19 protein-coding genes and 1 tRNA gene are annotated in these 16,284 nt (G+C 71.3%); 14 read left to right on the forward strand and 6 right to left on the reverse strand.

Annotation, left to right across the window (positions count from 1 at the left end; all coding sequences use genetic code 11):
• Nucleotides 1-11: 11 nt before the first annotated feature.
• Complete coding sequence (locus ASG04_RS15625) at nt 12-1,511, forward strand: sensor histidine kinase (RefSeq protein ID WP_056126240.1); 1,500 nt, start codon at nt 12-14, stop codon at nt 1,509-1,511.
• 239 nt (nt 1,512-1,750) lie between these two features.
• Here the strand turns inward: ASG04_RS15625 and ASG04_RS15630 are convergent, their stop codons facing one another.
• Nucleotides 1,751-1,999: a WhiB family transcriptional regulator gene (locus tag ASG04_RS15630; RefSeq protein ID WP_017888820.1), complete on the reverse strand. Its 249-nt coding sequence runs from the start codon at nt 1,997-1,999 to the stop codon at nt 1,751-1,753.
• A 263-nt stretch (nt 2,000-2,262) separates the two neighbouring features.
• Between ASG04_RS15630 and ASG04_RS15635 the strand changes: the two genes are divergently transcribed.
• On the forward strand, nt 2,263-2,697 hold the full coding sequence (locus tag ASG04_RS15635; protein WP_056126242.1) for a hypothetical protein: 435 nt from the start codon (nt 2,263-2,265) through the stop codon (nt 2,695-2,697).
• Nucleotides 2,698-2,707: 10 nt separating this feature from the next.
• On the opposite strand, the gene bcp is transcribed toward ASG04_RS15635, so the two are convergent.
• Nucleotides 2,708-3,178: a thioredoxin-dependent thiol peroxidase gene (gene bcp / locus ASG04_RS15640; RefSeq protein ID WP_056126245.1), complete on the reverse strand. Its 471-nt coding sequence runs from the start codon at nt 3,176-3,178 to the stop codon at nt 2,708-2,710.
• A gap of 111 nt (nt 3,179-3,289) precedes the next feature.
• Here bcp and ASG04_RS15645 point away from each other — a divergent pair.
• The 10 genes from ASG04_RS15645 to ASG04_RS15690 all read left to right on the forward strand — a co-directional run bounded on the left by ASG04_RS15645 (nt 3,290) and on the right by ASG04_RS15690 (nt 10,414).
• Nucleotides 3,290-3,365 (forward strand) — tRNA-Lys (locus tag ASG04_RS15645).
• A 96-nt stretch (nt 3,366-3,461) separates the two neighbouring features.
• Nucleotides 3,462-3,899, forward strand: a complete 438-nt coding sequence (locus tag ASG04_RS15650; protein ID WP_146245220.1) for a hypothetical protein — start codon at nt 3,462-3,464, stop codon at nt 3,897-3,899.
• A complete protein-coding gene (locus ASG04_RS15655; protein ID WP_056126249.1) occupies nt 3,896-4,354 on the forward strand; it encodes an ImmA/IrrE family metallo-endopeptidase in 459 nt (152 codons plus the stop codon). The genes ASG04_RS15650 and ASG04_RS15655 overlap by 4 nt, the downstream gene beginning before the upstream one ends.
• Before the next feature lie 55 nt (nt 4,355-4,409).
• Nucleotides 4,410-5,336 carry a hypothetical protein gene (locus tag ASG04_RS15660; RefSeq protein WP_056126251.1) on the forward strand — a complete coding sequence of 309 codons (927 nt, stop codon included), beginning with the start codon at nt 4,410-4,412 and terminating at the stop codon, nt 5,334-5,336.
• A complete protein-coding gene (locus ASG04_RS15665) occupies nt 5,326-6,201 on the forward strand; it encodes an alpha/beta hydrolase (RefSeq protein ID WP_156463713.1) in 876 nt (291 codons plus the stop codon). Before ASG04_RS15660 ends, ASG04_RS15665 begins: the two co-directional genes overlap by 11 nt.
• 170 nt (nt 6,202-6,371) lie before the next feature.
• Entirely contained in the window at nt 6,372-6,584 is a 213-nt protein-coding gene (locus ASG04_RS15670) for an SCO4848 family membrane protein (protein ID WP_056126255.1), read from the forward strand.
• A gap of 137 nt (nt 6,585-6,721) precedes the next feature.
• Nucleotides 6,722-7,399, forward strand: coding sequence for a response regulator transcription factor (locus ASG04_RS15675; RefSeq protein WP_056126257.1), 678 nt, complete (start codon nt 6,722-6,724; stop codon nt 7,397-7,399).
• On the forward strand, nt 7,392-8,729 hold the full coding sequence (locus ASG04_RS15680) for a sensor histidine kinase (RefSeq protein ID WP_056126259.1): 1,338 nt from the start codon (nt 7,392-7,394) through the stop codon (nt 8,727-8,729). The genes ASG04_RS15675 and ASG04_RS15680 overlap by 8 nt, the downstream gene beginning before the upstream one ends.
• 125 nt (nt 8,730-8,854) lie before the next feature.
• Nucleotides 8,855-9,487, forward strand: a complete 633-nt coding sequence (locus ASG04_RS15685; protein WP_056126261.1) for a PepSY domain-containing protein — start codon at nt 8,855-8,857, stop codon at nt 9,485-9,487.
• Nucleotides 9,488-9,586: 99 nt separating this feature from the next.
• Nucleotides 9,587-10,414: a VOC family protein gene (locus tag ASG04_RS15690; protein WP_056126263.1), complete on the forward strand. Its 828-nt coding sequence runs from the start codon at nt 9,587-9,589 to the stop codon at nt 10,412-10,414.
• A 28-nt stretch (nt 10,415-10,442) separates the two neighbouring features.
• Here ASG04_RS15690 and ASG04_RS15695 read toward each other — a convergent pair whose 3' ends face one another.
• Together ASG04_RS15695 and ASG04_RS15700 are read right to left on the reverse strand one after the other, a co-directional pair.
• Nucleotides 10,443-10,748, reverse strand: a complete 306-nt coding sequence (locus tag ASG04_RS15695; protein ID WP_156463714.1) for a hypothetical protein — start codon at nt 10,746-10,748, stop codon at nt 10,443-10,445.
• Nucleotides 10,749-10,819: 71 nt separating this feature from the next.
• The gene (locus ASG04_RS15700) at nt 10,820-12,355 is read right to left on the reverse strand and encodes an amino acid permease (RefSeq protein ID WP_056126267.1); all 1,536 of its coding nucleotides are present in this window, start codon (nt 12,353-12,355) and stop codon (nt 10,820-10,822) included.
• Between the two features lie 75 nt (nt 12,356-12,430).
• On the opposite strand from ASG04_RS15700, the gene ASG04_RS15705 reads away from it, so the two are divergent.
• Nucleotides 12,431-13,591, forward strand: coding sequence for a mechanosensitive ion channel family protein (locus ASG04_RS15705; protein WP_056126269.1), 1,161 nt, complete (start codon nt 12,431-12,433; stop codon nt 13,589-13,591).
• Between the two features lie 73 nt (nt 13,592-13,664).
• Here the strand turns inward: ASG04_RS15705 and ASG04_RS15710 are convergent, their stop codons facing one another.
• A complete protein-coding gene (locus ASG04_RS15710; protein ID WP_056126270.1) occupies nt 13,665-13,856 on the reverse strand; it encodes a hypothetical protein in 192 nt (63 codons plus the stop codon).
• An 86-nt stretch (nt 13,857-13,942) separates the two neighbouring features.
• Between ASG04_RS15710 and ASG04_RS15715 the strand changes: the two genes are divergently transcribed.
• Nucleotides 13,943-15,094: an SLC13 family permease gene (locus ASG04_RS15715; RefSeq protein WP_056126272.1), complete on the forward strand. Its 1,152-nt coding sequence runs from the start codon at nt 13,943-13,945 to the stop codon at nt 15,092-15,094.
• A gap of 196 nt (nt 15,095-15,290) precedes the next feature.
• Here ASG04_RS15715 and ASG04_RS15720 read toward each other — a convergent pair whose 3' ends face one another.
• Nucleotides 15,291-16,262: a magnesium transporter CorA family protein gene (locus ASG04_RS15720; RefSeq protein ID WP_056126274.1), complete on the reverse strand. Its 972-nt coding sequence runs from the start codon at nt 16,260-16,262 to the stop codon at nt 15,291-15,293.
• Nucleotides 16,263-16,284 lie beyond the last annotated feature (22 nt).

Below are 16,284 nucleotides of genomic sequence, written 5' to 3' on the forward strand. Positions count from 1 at the left end.
AGACTGATCCGGTGTCGACACTCAGTGATCTCGTCCTCGCACAAGGCCGGTCCTCCGAAGCGGACGTGGAGTGGCTCCACCTCCTCGTCGGCGACTGGCAACTGCTCGCCGACCTGTCGTTCGCGGACATGGTGCTCTGGGTCCCCACCGCCGAGGACGGGTCGTTCGTCGCTGTCGCCCACGCGCGGCCGTCGTCCGCTGCGACGCTCTTCTACCGCGACATCGTCGGGCAGGAGATCCGCGAGGAGTGGCGCGACCAGGTGACCGAGAGCTTCGGCAGCTCGCGCGTGACGGACTCGGCGGAGCCCGACTGGTACGAGGACACCCCGACCCGCGTGCGGGCGATCCCGGTGCTGCGTCGGCTCAGCCCGAAGAGCAAGCAGACGACCGACCGTCCGATCGCCGTCGTCACCCGGCACTCGAACCAGGACGAGTCCCGCACCCCCAGCCGGCAGGAGCTCAACTTCACCGCGAGCGCGAACGACCTGTTCGGGATGATCGCCACGGGGGACTTCCCGGACCTCGGGGCACCGGCCGGTCCGCGCCGAGGCGCCCCGCGAGCCAGCGACGGTCTGATCCGACTCGACACGAACGGCATCGTGACGTTCGCCAGCCCGAACGGCCTCAGCGCGTTCAACCGGATGGGCTTCGAGGAAGAGCTCGAGCGGAAGTCCCTGGCCGAGGTCACCACCGAGCTCCTCGGGCAGCAGCTCGACGTCGACGAGTCCCTGCCGCTCGTGGTCACCGGACGTGCCCCGTGGCGGGCGGACATCGAGTCGAAGGGCGTCACCGTCACGCTCCGCTCGATCCCGCTGCGTGACCACGGTGAGCGGATCGGCGCCGTGGTGCTCTGCCGCGACGTCACCGAGATGCGACACCAGGAGCGTGAGCTCATCACGAAGGACGCGACGATCCGCGAGATCCACCACCGCGTCAAGAACAACCTGCAGACCGTGGCGTCGCTGCTGCGCATCCAGGCGCGGCGCACGCACTCCGACGAGGCGCGGACGTCGCTGCAGAACGCCATGCGTCGTGTGGCGGCGATCGCCGTCGTGCACGACACCCTGTCGACCGGGCTCAGCCAGAACGTCGACTTCGACGAGGTCTTCGACTCGGTGCTCAAGCTCGTGACCGAGGTCGCGGCGTCGCACAACACCACGGTGCACCCGAAGAAGACGGGGGAGTTCGGGGTGCTGCCCTCCGAGGCCGCCACGCCGCTCGCGCTCGGGCTCACCGAACTCGTGACGAACGCGGTCGAGCACGGCCTGGACGGGCGCGACGGCGAGGTCGAGATCGTCGCCCACCGGTCGGACGACCACCTGTCGATCCAGGTGCGCGACAACGGGGTGGGCCTGCCGGAGGGCAAGGTCGGCTCCGGCCTGGGCACGCAGATCGTCCGGACGCTCATCCAGGGCGAGCTCGGCGGCACGATCGACTGGCACACGCTGACCGGCAGCGGGACCGAGGTCACGATCTCCATCCCGTTCCGGTGGGAGACCGCGGCAGCGTAGGCCCGTCATGGTGCGGACCGACAGCACACCGGGATCCGGACACGACACCGCGCCGATGCGCGGTGTCGTGTCCGTCCCGCGGTGCGGTACGGAGCTGACCACCTGGAGGCCCGGTGCGTGTCCGGCGGGCCGGCACCGGGCCTCCAGACGGTCGCCGCTCCGGGCACGACGACGCCCGCCGTGCCCCGAGGGGCGCGACGGGCGTCGAGGGTCAGTGCTGGTCGGTCAGTGCTGCGGTGTCAGGATGCGCGACGCGCGCGAGCGGCGCGGCGCTTCAGGGCACGACGCTCGTCTTCACTGAGGCCGCCCCAGACGCCGGAGTCCTGGTTGTTCTCGAGGGCGTACTGCAGACACATCTCGGTGACGGTGCACCGTGCGCACACCGACTTGGCCTTCTCGATCTGGTCAACAGCCGGCCCGGTGTTCCCGACGGGGAAGAAGAGCTCGGGGTCCGCGGTGAGGCACGCTGCCTTGTCACGCCAGTCCATGTGGTGGTGCTCCTTGATGTCGATGCTCGAACGGCAGGCCGGGGCCGTGGTTCGGGGCTCGAGGACTCTGCACATGCTCATGTGACGTACGGGAGGATCCTGTGGGGAGGAAACCGTGCGGGGAGAGTCCGACGCCCGCAGATGCTCGGGGGAGGAGCATCGAACCACGGGAGACGCACACCACATCGTGCCGTCCAAACGACCTCGGACATCGTTCCATACTGATATGGCCAAATCAAGGGTTGCAATGCTGGAGGAACACTGTGTCTGAGCCCACCTCGAACTCGTACGACCCCGTCGAGCCGCGTCGTGAGCCCCGCTCCCGGGCGATGCTCGTGCTGCTCGCGGTCGTCGCGCTGGAGTTCGCGGCCCTGGTGGTGGCGACGGTGGTCCTGCTGGTCGAGGTGGTGGTCTCGCCCGCCTCGAGCCTGGCCTCCGGCATCGCGCTCACGGTCCTGACGGCGATCGCTGCGCTCTGGCTCGGCTCGATGCTCGTCGGGCTCTGGCGCCGCCGCCCCTGGGTGCGCAGCGGCATCATCGTGTGGCAGGTCCTGCAGGGGGCGCTCGCGATCGGCGCGTTCCAGGGCGTCTTCCGCGTGCCGTCGGTCGGGTGGGCACTGCTGCTGCCCGCCCTGGTCGCGATCACGTTGGTGCTGTCGAAGTCGGTGACGGCCGCGCTGGCCCGTCGCGTGGAGTAGACGACACCGCTCAGACCAGGCCGAGCTTCTTCCGCAGACTCGCGACGTGCCCCGTCGCCTTGACGTTGTAGAGCGGGAGCTCGACGCGGCCGTCCTCGTCGACGACGATCGTCGAGCGGATGGTGCCCGTGACGACCTTGCCGTAGTTGTTCTTCTCGCCCCAGGCCGCGTACGCCTCGTGCACGGCCAGGTCCGGGTCGCTCAGCAGCGGGAAGGTCAGCGCCTGTTCGTGCTGGAACCGCTTGAGGGCGGGGAGCTCGTCCTTGGACACGCCCAGGACCTCGTAGCCGGCGGCCTGCAGCGACGACATGTTGTCGCGGAAGTCGCACGCCTCGGTGGTGCAGCCCGGCGTCGACGCCGCGGGGTAGAAGTACACGATGACCTTGCGCCCGCGCAGCGCTCCGAGGGTGTGTTCGGCGCCGTCCTGGTCCTGCAGCGTGAAGTCGGGTGCGGTGTCGCCGGGGGTGAGGCGGTCGGTCATGGTGCTCCTGTTCGGTCGGTGCCCGCAGGTGTTCTCGGGCACGCGAAACCCATGCTATTGTTGATTCCCGTTGCGGCACACACCACAACGAAGCCCAGGCAACACGGGCATGCACCTCTAGCTCAATTGGCAGAGCAACTGACTCTTAATCAGTGGGTTCTCGGTTCAAGTCCGAGGGGGTGCACCACGAACAAGGAACCCTCGCTCCGGCGGGGGTTCCCGTGTATCCGAGGGGTTGCGTCTGCACAGGCGGTGTCCCCGAGGCGGTCCGGGGGGAAGCATGATGACACGGGAACCCAAGGGTGGTGCCCTCGACGCCGCAGAGCTCGCTCGCCGTCTCAACCTGCTGCTCGACTTCGAGGAGTCCCAGCGCGGGACCCCGGTGCCGTTCTCCGCGATCGAGGAGTACATCGACGCCCGTGGCGGGTCGCTCTCGCGGGCCAAGTGGACGTACATGCTCTCCGGCGACGGACGCCGCAACCGGGACACCGCCCTGTTGCAGCTGCTGGCCGGGTTCTTCGAGGTCGACGAGCGCTTCCTGCTCGAGGACAGTGACGTCCCCGAGCGCATCGGCGCCCAGCTCGCCCTCGTCCGCTCGCTCCGGTCGGCCCGGGTCAGCGGCTTCGCGGCACGGACGTTCCCCGGCGAGCTGTCGCCCGAGGCCCTGCGGCGGATCGCCTCCGTGATCGAGGAAGAGTCGCAGCGGGGGATCGTGCCGTGACCGCTCATGTCGCGCGCTTCTGGGAACGGGGCCGTGCCGAAGGGTGGTCGAGCGTCGACCAGGCCGTCGCCGCCGCGGCGCAGGTCGTCGGCAAGCCGATCGTCGTCCGCGAAGAGGCGTTCCTCGCTGCCGAGCCGGTCTGCGGCTTCGTCGCCACGCTCGAACACCAGCACCTCATCATGATCTCGCCGACCCCGTCCACGACGTTCCGCTCGTTCGTCATCGGACACGAGCTCGGCCACGTGCTGCACGCCCACCACGAGGCCTCGGCGCAGTCGGCGTACATCCGCGACGTCATCCCGGACCTGCCCGAGTACAAAGTCGAGCGCGCGATGGCCCGGGGGCTGTTCGAGAACGAGTTCGAGCGTGAGGCCGAGCTGTTCGCCGACGAGCTCGCGGCGTTGATCCGCGACCACCGCGGTCGGCCCAGCGCCTTCCGCGGCGTGTTCGGATGACGGGGCAACCGCCGGTGCGGGCCCGGCTCGACGCCACGGCAACGGGAACGCTCCTGTGATCCTGGCCGTCGTCCAGGCTGTCCTGCTCGTCGCCGGCGCCGTCGTGCTCTTCGTCCTGCAGCGCGGCCAGGACCGCACCCTCGCCGTCACGTTCCTGCTGTTCTGCGCCACGATCGTCACGAACGTCGACCCGCTGTACCGGTGGCTCGACCCGCTGTTCGGCGGGTTCAACGTCGTGACCGTGGTCAGCGACTGCCTGATGATCGCCGGGACGAGCACGCTGCTGTGGGGCGTGGCCAAGGCCGTCGGCGCTGCGGGACCCTGGCTGCGCAACGCGATCATCGTGTTCTGCGCGGTCGTCGGTGTCGTGATCGTCACCGCGTTCGCCGTGCTCGACAAGCCCCCGACCACGACGACGTTCATGCTCGACGCCGGCGACCACCCGTCCGCGGCGGTGTACTCGATCGCGCAGACCGTCTACCTCGGTGTCGCGCTCGGCGCCACGGGGATCATCTGCGTCCTGCACCTGCGCGAAGCCCGCGTCCGGACGGACCTCGTCGGGCTGTGGGTGCTCGTCGTCGGCGGGGCATTCGGTGTCGTGCGCATGGTCGTCGTCGTGGTGATGGACCTGGCCCACGTGCTGGGGGACCTGTCCCTCCTCCGAACGCTCTCGCTGCCGTACGACGTCCTGACGCCCGGCGCGGTGGTCTTCGTCGCGACCGGCATGCTGCTCCTGGTCATCGGCCACCGCGTCGCCCAGGCCCGGCGATCGCGGCACGTCGAGCGCGCCATCGCGACCCTGGCACCCCTGCACGCCCGGCTCGGCAGCGACAACGAGTACCCCGCGACCGACGACCCGGCAACGCGACTCAGCCGGCTCATCGTCGAGATCAACGACGGGGTCCGCAGCACCCGGGCGTCCCTGAGCGACCGCGAACGCGCCGTGCTCGCCCACGCCGAGGCCGCGCTCGATGTCACGTAGGACACGGCGCGGTGCCGCGACAGCAGTGGGCATCACGGTCGGCCTCGCCGCCACGGCGGTCGGGGCACTGGCGTTCGTCGCCCGACGTGCGGCGGCGCTGTACCCGGCCCCGGCGACCGAGCCGGCGCCGATGCTCCAGCGGGTCGCGGTCCCCGACGCCGCCGGCCAGGACCTGCCCGGCTGGGTGACCCCCGCCGTCGGTGCCGGCACCCGGTGGGCGGTGGCACTGCCCGGCCTCGGCTCGCATCCGCTCCGGCACCAGGAGATCGCCCCCGCCCTGGCCGAGCACGGCCTGACCTGTCTGTTCGCAGCGCACTCGGCACGGTGGCCGGCCCGTCGCCACGGGTTCGGGGAGCGTGAGACCGACGAGGCCCTCGCCTGGCTCCGCTTCGCCGCCGCGTCGGGCGCGCAGGAGGTCGTCCTGTTCGGCTGGTCCTTCGGCGCGCTCCTCTGGCTCCGCGTGCTCGACCGCGCGGGCCCGCTGCCGGTCGCGGTCCGGGCGGTGGTGCTCACGGGGCCGCTCACCGACTGGGTCCAAACCATCGCGCACGGCGTCGGCGGTGGCCGGCTCGGTCGTGCCCTCGGCCACGGGGTGCTCGCGCTGCTCGCGGTGCCCGGGCTGGCTCGACTCGCAGGCCAGCCCGTGCCGCTGCGGGTCCGGCCGCCGGTCGTCACCGGCGCGACGATGCCGCTCCTCGTCGTGCACAGCGCCGCCGACCGCACCGTCCCACTGGCGACGAGTCGTGCGCTCGTCCGGGCTTGGTCGGGGCCGGCGCGGCTCCGTGTCGTGGCCGGCGCGCGCCACGGTGGGGAGCGCGACGGTGACCCGAACGGGTGGCTCGACGACGTCTCGACCACCGTGTAGTGTCTGTAGCAATTGCTACATCCGTGTGGTGATCGCCGGTGGGACTCGGCCGCGTTGGGGGCGGCCGAGCGCCGCCGCTGGCCGTGTGCAGTGCGCTGCCGATCGCTGTGCGCTGCCGATCGCTGTGCACGGGCACCGGCCGCTCCAGCCCCGCTCGGTAGGATCATCCGGTGCTCGTCTTCGCCGCAGTCGTCCTGTTCATCGGTGCCGTCTTCAACCTCATCGCCTGGCCGCGCTTCTTCCAGCGGGTCGCGAAGGACACCCGGGCCCGTGACGCTTCCGGCCGCCCGACCACGTTCTACCGCGTGCACCTGGTCCTGCTGCTCGTCGCGATGGCGATCACCCTCGCCTCGGTGGTCGCGGGGATCCTGCTGCTGGTCTGATCGGCTCCCGCCCGGCTCCGGACGCGACCGAGTGACGGACGGGAGGCCCGTGGCGGCGCCGCCACGGGCCTCCCGTCCGATGCGGCGTGTGCCGCCACTTCAGCGGCGCTTCAGCGCCGCACGACAGACTGCGGTCCATGCGTGTCCTGGTGGTCGATGACGAGGTCCGGCTGGCGGACGGCGTCCGACGGGGTCTCGAGGCCGAGGGCTGGGCCGTGGACGTGGCACACGACGGCGTCGACGGGCTGTGGCACGCGCGGGAGTTCGACTACGACGCGATCGTCCTCGACCTGATGATGCCGGGGCTCAGCGGATGGGCCGTCTGCGCGCAGCTCCGCGCCGACCACGACTGGACGCCGGTGCTCATGCTCACGGCGAAGGACGGGGAGTGGGACCAGGTCGAGGCGCTCGACGCCGGGGCCGACGACTACGTCACCAAGCCGTTCTCGCACCCGGTGCTCGTCGCACGGTTGCGCGCTCTGGTGCGGCGCGGGGCACGGGAGCGGCCGAGCGTCCTGACCGTCGGCGACCTGGTGCTGGACCCCGCTGCCCGGACCGTCCACCGCGGGGGCGTCGCGCTCGACCTGACGAGCCGGGAGTTCGCGGTCCTCGAGTTCTTGGTGCGACGAGCCGGGCAGGTCTGTTCGAAGCGGCAGGTGATCGACAACGTGTGGGACGTCGACTTCGACGGGGACCCGAACATCGTCGAGGTGTACGTCGGGCACCTGCGCCGCAAGGTCGACCGGCCGTTCGGGCGGGCCACGATCGAGACGGTGCGCGGCGCCGGGTACCGGTTGGCAGTGGCCGATGCCTGAGCGTGCGCAGCGCGCAGCGCTGTCGCGGCCACGGAGCGTCCGCGCCAGGACCACATTCGCGGCGGTGCTGCTGGTGCTGGCGGCGCTGGTCGTGGGCTCCGTGGTGTTCGTCACCGTGCTCCGCCTGGTGCTGCTCGACGGCGTCCGGAGCACCGCCGAGAGCGGTCTCGAGCAGGCCACGGCCCGGGTCGAGGCTGACGGCGCGCGTGCCGTCGACGGCTACGACGAGGTCCTGGTGCAGGTCGTTGGCCGTGGCGGCCGCGTCCTGGCGCACGGGGACGACGCCGACCCGCCCGCGCTGCCGACGGCCGACGAGTCGCGGTGGTCGGACGACGGCGACCGGTGGTTGCTCGTCGCCGACGACGTCGACCTGCCGGACGGCACCGAGGCGACCGTCGTCTTCGGTGCCTCGCTCGACGCGGCCGACACTGCGACCACCACCGTGGTGACGCTGCTCGGCGTCGGGGTGCCCGTCCTCGTCCTGCTCATGGGTGTCGGCACCTGGGTCGTCGTGGGGCGCTCACTCCGCCCCGTCGAGCGGATCCGGCGGCAGGTCGCGGAAGTCGGGGGAGCGTCCCGCGGAGCCAGGGTCGCCGTTCCGGGCACCGGGGACGAGGTCGCCCGGCTGGCCGCCACGATGAACGACATGCTCGAGCGGCTGGACCGCTCGGCGGCGGCGCAGCGGCGCTTCGTGTCGGACGCATCGCACGAGCTGCGCTCCCCGATCGCCTCGGTCCGGCAGCACGCCGCAGTCGCCAGGGCGCACCCCGACCGCGTCGACCTCGTCGAGCTCGCCGACGTCGTGTCGGCCGAGAACGACCGTCTCGCCGCGCTCGTCGACGGGCTGCTCGAGCTCTCGCGGCTCGACGAGCGGGGAGCAGTGGAGGGACGCCCGGTGGACCTCGACGACCTCGCCCTGGCGGAGGTCGCGCGCGTGCGGTCGGCGGGTCTCGTCGCGGTGGACGGTTCGGGGATCGGACCCGCGCGGGTCCTCGGCGACGAGCGGCTGCTCGGACGGGTGGTCCGGAACCTCGTGGACAACGCCGTCCGGCACGCGGATGGTCGGGTCGCCGTCGGGGTGCGCACCGTGGGCGACACAGCCGAGGTCGTCGTCGACGACGACGGGAGCGGGATCGCGCCGGCGGAGCGCGAGCGGGTCTTCGACCGGTTCGTCCGGCTGGACGAGGCCCGCAGCCGCGACGAGGGCGGATCGGGACTCGGGCTCGCGATCGTGCGGGACGCGGTCCGGGCGCACGGCGGGAGCGTGCGCGTCGAGGACGCCCCTGGCGGCGGCGCACGGTTCGTCGTCCGGCTCCCGCGCAGCGACTGACCTCCGGGTGCAGGCGGCGCCGGACGCACTCGGCACCGGAGCCGTGCAGAGTCGGGCCCTCGGCGTCCACCGTCCGGCCAGCTCGCTTCAGGTCTGCTTCAGCACCCGGTCGGCAGGCTCACCGCATGACCATCACCGACATGCCCCGTACCCGCCGCATCGCCCTCTCCGCAGCAGTCCTGCTCGCCGGAGCCCTCGCCGTCACCGGCTGCGCCGACTCCGACGACACGGACACCGCCGGTGTCGGTTCGTCATCCGGGAGCGACTCGTCCGCGGGGACCGGGCCGTCCACCGGTGCTGGCGCCCGGACCGCGTCCGACTCGAACGAGGCGCTCGTCGCCGCCGGTGCCACCGCCCGCGAGGCCGTCGGGTCCGGCACCGTGATCTCGGTCGAGCAGGAGCGCAACGGTTCGGCGTGGGAGGTCCTCGTCGTGACGGACGACGGGGCGGAGCACGAGGTCCACACCGACGCGGCCGGCACCCGTGCCGAGGGGACACCGCGCGCTGACGACACCGACGCCGACGACGTCGCTGAGCACCGTCGGTTCGTCGCCGCCGCGGAGCTCGACGTCGAGGACGCCGCGGGTCGGCTCACCGACACCGTCGCTGGCACCGTCACCGAGCTCGGGCTCGACGACCACACCGGCACCGTGGTGTGGGAGGGCGACGTCCGCGATTCCGCGGGCACCAAGCACAGCATCCGGATCGACGCCGGTTCCGGTGACGTCGTGACGAACACGGTCGACACCGACGACTGACCGATCGGGTCGTGACGTGGGCTCCGGCGATCGGGCGGTCGCACGGCTTCGGGGCGGAGTAGACCGGAGCGCATCGACCGGACCCGATCGGAGGCCACGATGACCGACGCGACACCACGCAGGTACCCGCAGGGCGTCCCGAGCTGGATCGAGGGTCGGTTCCCCGACCCGGACGCCGCAGCCGACTTCTACGGCGGGTTGTTCGGCTGGCGGTTCGAGGAGCGGCTTCCGCCGTCGGCGCCCGGGTCCTACCGGATCGCCAGCGTCGACGGCCACGACGTCGGCGCGATCGGCTCGAGCGACGATCCGGCCGCATGGGGGACCACCATCGCGGTCGACGACGTCGACGTCACCGCAGCTCGTGTCGTCGACCTCGGCGGGACGGCGACGGCACCGATGGACGCCGGTCCGGGAGGGGCTGCCGGCCGGGGCGCGGAGTGCGTCGACCCGCGCGGTGCGACGTTCGCGCTCTGGCAGGCGCGCGACCGCCTCGGGGCGCAGTACATCAACGCTCCCGGCGGCTGGGTCCTCAGCGACCTGCGCTCGACCGACCCCGATGCGGCGCTGTCGTTCTACGCACGGCTCTTCGGCTGGGAGCGGTCGTCGGTGCAGGAGGGCCCGAGCGCGATGCTCCTGCTCCCCGGGTACGGCGATCACCTCGCGGCGACGTCCGACCCGCAGATCCGCGAACGGCAGGCCGGCGCGCCGGCGGAGTTCGCCGACGTCGTCGCGGCGCTCGCCCGGGTCGACGAGGGACCGGACGACTGGTACGTGACCTTCGGGGTCGAGGACCGCGACGACACGGCAACCCGGGTCACGACGCTCGGAGGACGTGTGCTCGCGACGTGGGAGGGATCGGCGACCCGCGCAGCCGACGTCGTCGACCCGCAGGGCGCATCGTTCCGGGTGATGCAGTACACCGCGTGACGCGCGACGCAGGGGTCGTTGCCAGGCCTCAGGAGTCGGCGGGCACCGGCTGTCCGAGCACCCGGCGCAACGCGAGCGCGGCGACCTGCTCGTCGGACGTGTCGAGCAGCACCCGCCACGTGTCGTCCGGCGTGAGGAACTCGACGCACACCGCGTCGAAGTCGCACGGCTGGATGCGCCAGCCCCGCAGTGCGTCCATGGGCACCGGCTGCAGCGCGTCGCGCTCGTAGCTCGTCTCGGCGTGCACCCGGTCGGGGAACACCCGCACGCGGCCGAAGGCGCCACGCCAGGTCAGCTGGAGGTCGAGCGTGGGGGAAGCAGAGCGGTCCGGCACCCGCTGATCGTACTGGGGGACGCCGGAGCGCTCCGCGTCGCTCGGACGCGGGTCGCGCTGCGCGGACAGCGTCACTCCTTGTCCGTGGCGTCGCGGCGGACCTGGTTCGCCGGGTCACGACCGGTGACCGGGTAGGGGCCGGTGACGCCCTCGCGCAGCTGGGCGATGCGGAGGATCCGGTCGCGCTGCAGGAACCAGCCGACGGCCAGCAGCGGGATGATGATGACGAGGGACGCGATGGTCAGCGTGCCGACGGGCCAGTCGATCGCCATCAGCACGAGCACCGAGACCAGGAACGCCAGCGTCAACCACGAGGTCACCGGGGCGCCGGGGAGCTTGAACGACGGCTCCTTCGCCAGGCCCTGCTTCGCCCACTGCCGCAGGCGCATCTGGCACAGGATGATCGTGCCCCAGGCGGTGATGATGCCGAGGCTCGCGATGTTCAGTGCGATCTCGAACGCCTGGCTGGGGACGAAGTAGTTCAGGGCGACGCCGGCGACCGTGAAGGCCGCGGTGAGCAGGATGCCGGCGAACGGCACACCGCCCTTGGTCATCTTCGTGGTCCACTTCGGCGCGGACCCGTTCATGCCCATCGAGTGCAGTGCGCGGCCGGTCGAGTACAGCCCGGCGTTGAGCGAGGACAGCGCGGCGGTGAGGACGACGAAGTTCATGATCGACCCGACGACGACACCGACCTGCGGGTTGCCGAGCGACGAGAAGAACGTCACGAAGGGGCTCTCACCCTCCTTGTACGACGTGTACGGCAGCAGGAGCGACAGCAGCACGACCGACCCGACGTAGAACACGGCGATGCGCAGCACGACGGAGTTGATCGCGCGGGGGATCACCTTCTCGGTGTCCTGGGTCTCGCCGGACGCCGTGCCGACGAGCTCGATCGCGGCGTAGGCGAACACGACGCCCTGCACCACGAGCACCGCGGGCAGCAGGCCGTTCGGGATCAGACCGCCGTTGTCCTGCCAGATCGAGAAGCCGGTCCGGACCGCCTCGCCACCGGTCTCGACGGGGAACGCGAAGATCAGCCAGACCAGGGCGACGACCAGGAACGCCACCAGGGCGACGACCTTGATGATCGCGAACCAGAACTCGAGTTCACCGAACACCTTGACCGCGACCATGTTCGCGGCCAGCACGACCACCAGCGCGATGAGCGCCAGGAGCCACTGCGGCGCGGCCGTGAACGCGCGCCAGTACTGCAGGTAGAGCGCCACCGCGGTGGTGTCCACGATCGACGTCATCGCCCAGTTGAGGAAGTACATCCACCCGGCCGCGTAGGCGAACTTCTCACCGTAGAACTCGCGTGCGTAGGAGATGAACGAGCCGGAGGACGGGCGGTGCAGCACCAGCTCGCCCAGTGCCCGCAGGATGAAGAACGCGAACACGCCGGCGATCAGGTAGACGACCGCCAGGGCCGGCCCCGCCGTGTGCAGTCGTCCACCGGCACCGAGGAAGAGACCGGTACCGATCGCGCCGCCGATCGCGATCATCTGCAGCTGCCGGGGCTTCAGCCCGTGCTGGTAGCCCTCCTGCTCGTGCGAGAAGTCGTTCGCCTTCGCACGGTCCACGCCCGTGTCGTTCTGCGCTGTCATGGCCGACACGCTACATGCGCATCGACTTGTCCGCGGCCTGGACGACGGACGTCGTCGATCCGGCACCATGGTCGGATGGACATCCTCCTCCGCCTCCTGATCGCGGTCGGGTTCGCCCTGCTCGCGACCGCCGTGGCCGCCCTCGTCCTCCACCTGGTGTTCCGCACGCTCGGACGCCGTGAGCGCTGGGCCGCCGCGCTCTCCCGTCGCACCAAGCACCCCGCCAGGACCATGCTGCTCGTCGCGTCGCTCTGGGTCGCGTTCGCGACCTCGGTCCCCGACAGCGACGCGTCCCCGTGGCGCGGGCACGTCTCGCATGCGTTCCTCGTCGCGACGATCGGCGTCGGCACGTGGCTGGCGTGCGAGCTCGCGGTCTTCCTCGAGAGCCTCGGGCTGCACCGCTACCGCGTCGACGTCCCCGACAACCGCGTCGCCCGCCGGGTCCGCACGCAGGTCCTGATCCTGCGACGGGTCACCGTCGCGGTGCTCGTCATCATCGGCGTCGGCGCGATCCTGCTGACCTTCCCGGGGGTTGAGGCCGCCGGCGCGAGCGTCCTCGCGTCAGCCGGACTCATCTCGGTGATCGCGGGCCTGGCCGCGCAGTCGACCCTCGGCAACGTCATCGCCGGCATGCAGCTCGCGTTCTCGGGATCGATCCGTGTCGACGACGTCGTCGTGGTCGAGACGCAGTGGGGTCGCATCGAGGAGATCACCCTCACCTACGTCGTGGTGCACCTGTGGGACGACCGACGCTTCGTGCTGCCCTCGACCTACTTCACGAGCACCCCGTTCGAGAACTGGACCCGCACCAGCAGCGAGCTCCTCGGCGCCGTGGAGTTCGACCTCGACTGGCGGGTCAGCCCGGCCGAGATGCGCAAGGAGCTCGACCGCATCCTCGAGACCTCGACGATCTGGGACCGCCGCACGAAGGTCCTGCAGGTCACGGACGCCGTCGGCGGGCTCGTGCGCGTCCGCATCCTGGTGACGGCTCCGGACGCCGGCGGCCTGTTCGACCTGCGCTGCTACGTCCGCGAGGAGATGGTCGACTGGATCCAGCGCACCCACCCGGACGCGCTGCCGATCCAGCGGGTGCAGCTCGCCGAACCCGGCGTGCCGGCGCGGCCGCGCGGCCGCTCCGCCGAGGGGGACAGCTCGCTCTTCGGCGAGGACGACGAGCGCGGAGCGCTCTTCACCGGTCCGATCCAGACCGCGAAGATCCCGCCGTCCGAGCGGTAGCCGCACCCCCGAGAGCAGACGGGAGGCCCGGTGCCAGCTGGCACCGGGCCTCCCGTCTGATGGAGCGTTCAGGTCACGGCTGGCGCGACCGGACCGCGCGGTCGTCCTCCACCACCGTGCCGATCGCCACGATCGTGGTGGACAACCAGGCCACCCACGTCAGGGCGAGCCGCCAGTCGCGCGGACCCTGCCGCGTGGTCTGGATCACGCTGTAGCCGCTGATGATCGAACTCCACACCGCACCGTTGAACAAGAACTTGCGCACGGATTCCTCCTGTCGTCGTCGGCCTCCACGCTACTGGTCGCTACATTGGAGCGCCGCCGATCGCGGCCGCTCACCAAGGAGTCGCAGTGCGTCAAGCCGTCATCGGTGCAGTCCTGTTGGTCGTCGGTGCCGTGTGCGTCGCCCTCGGTCTGCTGCCCGTCCCCGACCTGGTCGAACTCGCCGACCGTGTCCTGCCCGTGCTCGGGTTCGTGCTCGGACTGACGATCGTGTCCGAGCTCGCCGCTGACGCCGGGGTCTTCGACCGTCTGGCGGACGTCGCGGCGCGCATCGGCGGCGGCCGCACGATCGGGCTCTGGGGCGCGGTCGTCGTCCTCGCCGTGCTCTGCACCGTGTTCCTGTCGATCGACACCACCGCCGTGCTGCTGACGCCCATCGTCATCGCTCTCGCGCGCCGCGTCGACCTGCCCCCGATGCCGTTCGCACTGACCACCGTCTGGCTCGCGAACACCGCTTCGCTGCTGCTGCCCGTGTCGAACCTGACGAACCTGCTCGCCGTCGACCGGATCGGGCTCGACGGTCCGATCCCGTTCGCCGGGCTCATGGTCTGGGCCGCACTCGCCGGCGTCGTGGTCCCATGCGCGGTGCTGCTCGTCGTGTTCCGCGGCAAGCTGTTCGGCCGCTACACGCCCGTCACGGTCCGACCCCCGGCCGACCGGGTGTTCTTCACGGCGGCCTCGATCGTCCTGGTGGCCCTCGTGATCGCCCTGACCGCCGGGGTCACGGTGTGGATCGCCGCCGTGGTCGCTGCCGTCGCGCTCGTCGTGGTCGCGGCCTTCCGGGCACCGTCCGAACTGAAGCCCTCGCGGGTGCCGTGGTCGACGCTCGTCTTCGCGGCGGGTCTGTTCGTCGTCGTCGAGACGCTGCACACGACCGGCATCACCGACCCGATCGTCAACGCGCTGCCGGGCGGGACGGGGACCGGGTCGCTCCTGGTGCTCGCCGGTGCGGGCGGGGTGGCCGCGAACGCGATCGACAACCTGCCCGCCTACCTGGTGCTCGAGCCGGCAGCCGGCCACGAGGCCCTGCGCTACGCCGCGCTGTTGATCGGCGTGAACGCCGGCTGCCTCATCACGCCGTGGGCCTCGCTCGCGACGCTGCTGTGGCACGCGCGGCTCGCCGCCGAGGGCGTGCACCTGTCGTGGGGTCGGTACATGGCGCTCGGCTGCGTCGTCGCACCGCTGACGGTCGTCGCCGGCGTGCTCGCGCTGCGGCTGTAGCGGCGCGCGGGGCGCGGGGCGCGGGGCGCGGGAGCACGGTGCCGAGTTCCGGGCCCGTGCGCGGTTGCTCGTCTCGTGCGCGGTTGGTTCCTCGCAAGGGACCATCAACCCGGCACGGGGCGCGAAGCTCGCACGGTGCTGCCCGCCGGGTGTGGCCGCGAACCTCGCACCGTGCTGCCCGACCGGTGCTCCCGGACTACAGCCAGTCGCGGTGCTTGAACGCGCGGTAGAGCACCAGCGACGTCACCACGATGAGCGAGAGCGACAGGTACAGCCCGCTCCACGAGCTCTCACCCGGGAACGTCACGTTCTGCCCGAAGAACCCCGTGATCGCCGTGGGGATCGCGATGATCGCCGCCCAGCTCGTGACCTTCTTCATGACCGTGTTCTGCCGGTTCGAGGCCAGGTTGAGGTTGGTGTCCAGCACGCTCGACACGGCATCGCGGAGCTCCTCGACCGAGTCGGCGATGGAGACGAGGTGGTCCTCGACGTCGCGGAAGTAGGGCCGGACCCCGTCGGCGACGGTCTCGGCGTCACCGTGCAACAGCGAGGCGACGCTGTCCTTCGTGGGGACCACGAGCCGGCGCATGACCCCGAGCGCCTTGCGCAGCGCGAACGACCGGCGCTGGATCTGCTGCTCGCGGGGGTCGCCCCGCTCGAACAGGTCGTCCTCGAGGTCGTCGATGTCCTGCTCGATGGCCTCGATCTCGGCCGTCGCGTGGTCGACCACCGAGTCGAGCAACCCCCACACGAGCCACGGCACCCCGTGCCCCGCCAGGTCGGCGTTCGAGGTGAGGCGACGCTCCATCGCGGCCGTGTCCACCTCGGGACCGTGGATCGTCACCAGGGCGTGCTTCGTGACGAACGCCTTCACCTCGCGGGTGACGAGCCCGCCGTCGCGGTCACGACCCTGGACGTCGTAGACCACCAGGAACAGGCTGTCGCGGTACCGGTCGAGCTTTGGGCGCTGACCGCGCTCGACGGCGTCCTCGACCGCCAGCGCGTGGATGTCCAGTTCGTCCTCGAGCTGTCGCAGGTCCGAGGCGTCCGGATCGGTGTAGTCCACCCACACGAAGCCGTCGCCGTCGGCGATGCAGTCCGACACCCGCTCCACCGGGAAGTCCCGCTCGGCTGCCGATCCGTTCCGCCACGAGCGCGTGCTGACCATGGCCACGAGCCTACCGACCGGC

Source organism: Curtobacterium sp. Leaf183, assembly GCF_001424385.1.
GTDB lineage: Bacteria > Actinomycetota > Actinomycetes > Actinomycetales > Microbacteriaceae > Curtobacterium.

Coding starts and splice junctions, on each gene's coding strand:
- ASG04_RS15690 (WP_056126263.1), top strand. CDS start 9,587: ATGACCGACGCGACACCACGCAGGTACCCGCAGGGCGTCCCGAGCTGG.
- ASG04_RS15680 (WP_056126259.1), top strand. CDS start 7,392: ATGCCTGAGCGTGCGCAGCGCGCAGCGCTGTCGCGGCCACGGAGCGTC.
- ASG04_RS15665 (WP_156463713.1), top strand. CDS start 5,326: ATGTCACGTAGGACACGGCGCGGTGCCGCGACAGCAGTGGGCATCACG.
- ASG04_RS15650 (WP_146245220.1), top strand. CDS start 3,462: ATGACACGGGAACCCAAGGGTGGTGCCCTCGACGCCGCAGAGCTCGCT.
- ASG04_RS15700 (WP_056126267.1), bottom strand. CDS start 12,355: ATGACAGCGCAGAACGACACGGGCGTGGACCGTGCGAAGGCGAACGAC.
- ASG04_RS15630 (WP_017888820.1), bottom strand. CDS start 1,999: ATGGACTGGCGTGACAAGGCAGCGTGCCTCACCGCGGACCCCGAGCTC.
- ASG04_RS15705 (WP_056126269.1), top strand. CDS start 12,431: ATGGACATCCTCCTCCGCCTCCTGATCGCGGTCGGGTTCGCCCTGCTC.
- bcp (WP_056126245.1), bottom strand. CDS start 3,178: ATGACCGACCGCCTCACCCCCGGCGACACCGCACCCGACTTCACGCTG.
- ASG04_RS15720 (WP_056126274.1), bottom strand. CDS start 16,262: ATGGTCAGCACGCGCTCGTGGCGGAACGGATCGGCAGCCGAGCGGGAC.
- ASG04_RS15685 (WP_056126261.1), top strand. CDS start 8,855: ATGACCATCACCGACATGCCCCGTACCCGCCGCATCGCCCTCTCCGCA.
- ASG04_RS15675 (WP_056126257.1), top strand. CDS start 6,722: ATGCGTGTCCTGGTGGTCGATGACGAGGTCCGGCTGGCGGACGGCGTC.